6 protein-coding genes are annotated in these 4,193 nt (G+C 71.5%); 3 read left to right on the top strand and 3 right to left on the bottom strand.

Features of this window, described 5'->3' with window-relative positions; translation table 11 throughout:
- Nucleotides 1-23 precede the first annotated feature (23 nt).
- Nucleotides 24-713, bottom strand: a complete 690-nt coding sequence (locus tag ACQKIP_RS41325) for an HAD family hydrolase (protein WP_365862367.1) — start codon at nt 711-713, stop codon at nt 24-26.
- Nucleotides 714-723: 10 nt separating this feature from the next.
- Entirely contained in the window at nt 724-1,299 is a 576-nt protein-coding gene (locus ACQKIP_RS41320) for a PadR family transcriptional regulator (RefSeq protein WP_365862365.1), read from the bottom strand.
- Nucleotides 1,300-1,380: 81 nt separating this feature from the next.
- On the opposite strand from ACQKIP_RS41320, the gene ACQKIP_RS41315 reads away from it, so the two are divergent.
- Nucleotides 1,381-1,773 (top strand): nuclear transport factor 2 family protein, encoded by a 393-nt coding sequence (locus tag ACQKIP_RS41315; protein WP_365862363.1) that lies wholly within the window; start codon nt 1,381-1,383, stop codon nt 1,771-1,773.
- A 10-nt stretch (nt 1,774-1,783) separates the two neighbouring features.
- On the opposite strand, the gene ACQKIP_RS41310 is transcribed toward ACQKIP_RS41315, so the two are convergent.
- Nucleotides 1,784-2,743, bottom strand: coding sequence for a LysR family transcriptional regulator (locus tag ACQKIP_RS41310; protein WP_365862361.1), 960 nt, complete (start codon nt 2,741-2,743; stop codon nt 1,784-1,786).
- 109 nt (nt 2,744-2,852) lie between these two features.
- On the opposite strand from ACQKIP_RS41310, the gene ACQKIP_RS41305 reads away from it, so the two are divergent.
- Both ACQKIP_RS41305 and ACQKIP_RS41300 read left to right on the top strand, forming a co-directional pair.
- Nucleotides 2,853-3,548: a type 1 glutamine amidotransferase domain-containing protein gene (locus tag ACQKIP_RS41305; RefSeq protein ID WP_365862359.1), complete on the top strand. Its 696-nt coding sequence runs from the start codon at nt 2,853-2,855 to the stop codon at nt 3,546-3,548.
- Nucleotides 3,549-3,553: 5 nt separating this feature from the next.
- Nucleotides 3,554-4,120 carry a TetR/AcrR family transcriptional regulator gene (locus ACQKIP_RS41300; protein ID WP_365862357.1) on the top strand — a complete coding sequence of 189 codons (567 nt, stop codon included), beginning with the start codon at nt 3,554-3,556 and terminating at the stop codon, nt 4,118-4,120.
- Nucleotides 4,121-4,193 lie beyond the last annotated feature (73 nt).

The raw sequence follows: 4,193 nt of genomic DNA, 5'->3' as shown, positions 1-4,193 counted from the left end.
CGCCAAGACCGGCGTGCGAGCGGCTACCGGGTCGGCAGGCCGCCGCCGAACAACTCGCCCAGGGCGCGGGCCGTCTCGTCGCTGTCGACGTGGTGCAGGCCGCGGATGCCGAGGCGGGCCGCGCCGCTCAGGTTGTGTTCCAGGTCGTCGATCATGACGCAGTCGGACGGTTCGACGCCCAGGCGGTCGCAGGCCGTCCGGTAGATGCGGCGGCCGGGCTTGCGGGAGCCGATCTCGCTGGAGATCACGACGACGTCCGCGAGCGCCTCCATGTCGTATCCCTGGTAGCAGTCGTCGCCGAGGGCGTTGGACACGATCGCCACCGGGATGCCCTTGGCGCGCAGCCCGGCGAGCGCCGCGAGCATCGTCTCGTCCGGCCGCAGCCCCGCCCCGATGGCGGAGACCAGGCCCTCCGCCTCCACGTCCACGCCCTGCTCGCGCAGCCGCCCCGCGATGCCCCGCTCGAACTCGGCCTCGCTCATTCGCCCGCATTCGTGCTCCACGAGCAGCGCCGACGACTCCGTGTCCTGCCGGAACAGCCGCTCGATCAGCAGCGGATCCTCGCTCACCCGCGCGGACCAGGAGCGGAACGAGTCGAGCACGCTGGTGGTCAGCACCCCGCCGAAGTCGGTGAGGACCGCGCGCGGCGGCGCCGCTTGACCACCCGCCCGCGCAGCCCCGGACGCCGCGTCGAGTGCCGTCTTCTCGTCCACGTCTCTCTCCTCAATTCCCGCTTCGGTCGGCGTAGTCGAATCGTCGGTCGAGGATGTCCAGGACCTGCTCGCCCCAGCGCAGGTTCGACTCCTCCAGGGAGCGGCCCGCCATCAGTGTGAGGTAGGGGCCGATGCGCTCGGCGTCGCGCAGGTACTGCGCCTCGTCCCGGCCGCCGAGGAGGTGGCGGCGCAGCCGTTCGTACCGGGCGAGTTTGCCGCGCGACCACTCCATGCGCTCCTCGATCAGCGCGCGGGTGGCGGCGGGGTCCGCGCCGTCCATGGCCTGCACCTTGACCATGAGTTCGTCCCGGATGGCGATGGGTTTCGGCGGCTGGGCGGCGAAGGCGTGCAGATCCCGCAGGCCGGCCTCGGTGAGCGTGAACATCCGCTTGTTCGGCCTGCGTTCCTGCTGCACCACGCGCGCGTCGATCAGGCCGTCACCCGCAAGTCGCTCCAGCTCGCGGTAGAGCTGCTGGGGAGTCGCGGACCAGAAGTTCGACACGGACACGTCGAAGATCTTGGCCAGGTCGTAGCCGGACGACTCGCCCTCCAGGAGCGCCGCGAGCACCGCGTACTTCAGAGACATCTGGACACCGTACACCGATGTGATTACTCTCCATTGCACCTACTCAACAAATTGACTATCAACGAGGACCGAGGTGTGGGCATGCAGGCTTTCCGCAAGGCCGTAGAGGCCAACGACCACGCGGCGATGGAGGCCCTGCTGGCCGAGAACGTCGTCTTCACCAGCCCGGTCGTGTTCCGGCCCTACCCCGGCAAGGCGACGACCTCCGCGATCCTGCGCGGCGTCACGCGCGTCTTCGAGGACTTCCGGTACGTACGCGAGATCAACGACGCCTCAGGGCGGGATTTCGCACTCGTCTTCGAGGCAAGGGTCGGGGACCGGCAGATCACCGGCTGCGACTTCCTCCACCTCGACGAGGACGGGCTGATCGACGAGTTCACGGTGATGGTCCGGCCCCTGTCGGCGGCGCAGGCGCTCGCCGCGGCCATGGGCGCCCAGTGGGACCGGATCACCCGGGACGCGGCGGGCGAGTAGGCGGGCCCGGCTACCAGGCGCGGGCCGACTGGACGAGGTGGTCGCGCACGAGGGCGACATGGGGGTTGTCCGCCGAACCGGGCCGCTGCACGAGGAAGCCGGTGTTGATCGGGGCGTCCTGCGGGTCGTGCAGGAGGGTGAGGGCGCCGGCGGCCAGTGCGTCACGGCAGAGGTAGCGGGGCAGCACGGAGAAACCGGCGCCCGCGACGACGGCCGAGAGGACGCCGCGCAGATCGGGGACGGTGACGGAGGCCTCGCAGGTCAGCCGCTTGCCGAAGACGTGCCGCCAGTATCGGCGGGCGATCGGCAGATCCTCCGCGTACGTCACGAGGGGCACGCCAAGCAGTACGGCGGGGCCCTCGGCGGCGATCCGCGCGGCGCCGCCGATGCGCTCGGCCCACGAGGGCGCCGCGACCAGGACGAACTCCTCGTCCGCGAGGGGCACCGCGCTCAGGGAGCGTCCGCGGGGGCGGGCCGTGGCGATCACCAGATCGTGCCGCCCCGCCCGCAACTCGTCCAGGAGCCGGTCCGTCAGGCCCGTCGTCACGCGCAGCCGGACCCCCTTCTCGACCAGCGGCGCGAGGGCGGGCAGCGCGCAGTGGCAGAGCATCTCCGCCGGGCCCGCCAGATGGACGGGCTCCGCGGGGGCGCCGTCCAGGGGGCCGCCGTGCCCGGTGACCGCGGCCAGGGCGTCGAGCGGATCGACGACACGCGCGGCGAGGGCGTCCGCGAACGGCGCGGGAGCCGCACCGCGCGGCAGCCGCTCGAACAGCTCCCTGCCCACCTGGCGCTCCAGGGCCCGGATCTGCGTGGTGACCGTGGGCTGCGAGAGGCCGAGCAGCCGGGCCGCGGCGGTGAAGGAACCCGAGCGGTAGACGGCCAGGAACGTACGCAGCAGGTTCAGGTCGAGCGGACCTGCGGCAGCCTCGGGCGCTATTCCCGCCGACCCATCGGAATTCCTATCTTCCATATGGGTCAGCCTATTGGATTTCGTTGGGCGCACCCGCCTACCTTCGAGGACAGCACCGCCTGACGCTCTGAGCACAGAACGTCAGAAATCACAGCCTCGGAGAGACACCATGTCCAAGATTCTGTTCGTCGTGACCGGCGCCGACCACTGGACGCTGGCCGACGGCACCCAGCACCCGACCGGCTTCTGGGCCGAGGAGGCCGTCGCGCCGTACGAGGCGTTCAAGGCCGCCGGGCACGAGATCGTGGTCGCGACGCCGGGCGGCGTCGTGCCGACCGTCGACCAGGCGAGCCTGGCGCCCGAGGTCAACGGCGGCCAGGAAGCCGCCGACAAGATCGCCGCGACCCTCGCGGAGAGCAGCGAGTTCCTCGAGCCGCTCAAGCTGGCGGAGGTCGACCTCGCCGAGTACGCCGCCGTGTTCTACCCCGGCGGCCACGGCCCCATGGAAGACCTCGCCGTCGACGCGGACTCCGGCAGGCTCCTGGCCACCGCCCTGGAGACCGGCATGCCGCTCGGCGTCGTCTGCCACGGCCCGGCGGCCCTGCTCGCCGCCACCACGCAGGACGGCTCCAACGCCTTCGCGGGGTATGAGCTGACCGGCTTCACCAACGCCGAGGAGACGCAGGCGGGCTTCGCCGAGAAGGCCAAGTGGCTGCTCCAGGACCGGCTCGTCGCGGCGGGCGTCGACTTCCAGGAGGGCACGCCGTGGGCCCCCAAGGTGGTCGTCGACCGTAATCTGATCACCGGCCAGAACCCGGCGTCCGCGGCCCCGCTGGCGGACGAGCTCGTCAAGAAGCTGGCCTGACCCCTATGGCGACCGACCGGCTCGACGAGGTCCTCGACGCCACCTACGACTCCCTCACCCGGTATGGCGTACGGCGCACGACGATGGACGACATCGCCTCCACCATGGGCGTGTCCCGGTCAGCGGTCTACCAGTACGTGCGCAACAAGGACGACGCCTTCCGCAAGCTCGCCGAGCGCCTGCACTCCGAGGCGCTCGCGCGGGCCCGGCAGGCGGCGGCCGAAGACGCGCCGAGCGCCGAGCGCATCCGGGGCGTCCTGGACGCCAAGCTCGACCTGGTCCTGCGCCTGTCCGGGGACTCGCCGCACTCCGCCGAACTCCTCGACGAGAAGGCCCGCCTCTTCGGCGACATCTGCCACGGCTTCACCGGCTCGCTGCGGCGGATACTCATCGATCTGTTCGCCGAAGCGGGGACCCCGGCCGCCGTGGAACCCGCCGAGGCCGCCGACATCTGCATCGCCCTGGTCATGGGCCTGGAGTCCGTCACCGACGGCCGCGCGCTGTTCGCCCCCGCCACGGACGCGCTCCTGACCGGCCTTCTCGGCATACCGGTCACCACGGCGACCGGCTGACCGGACTCCCCGGCCCGCCCTCTTCTACGACCTCCCCCTCTCCCCTGCCCCCGCACAGCTCTCCCGAGGAGAC

This window comes from Streptomyces sp. NPDC059900 (assembly GCF_050270335.1).
GTDB lineage: Bacteria > Actinomycetota > Actinomycetes > Streptomycetales > Streptomycetaceae > Streptomyces.
This window is presented reverse-complemented; position numbering and strand designations above follow the sequence as displayed.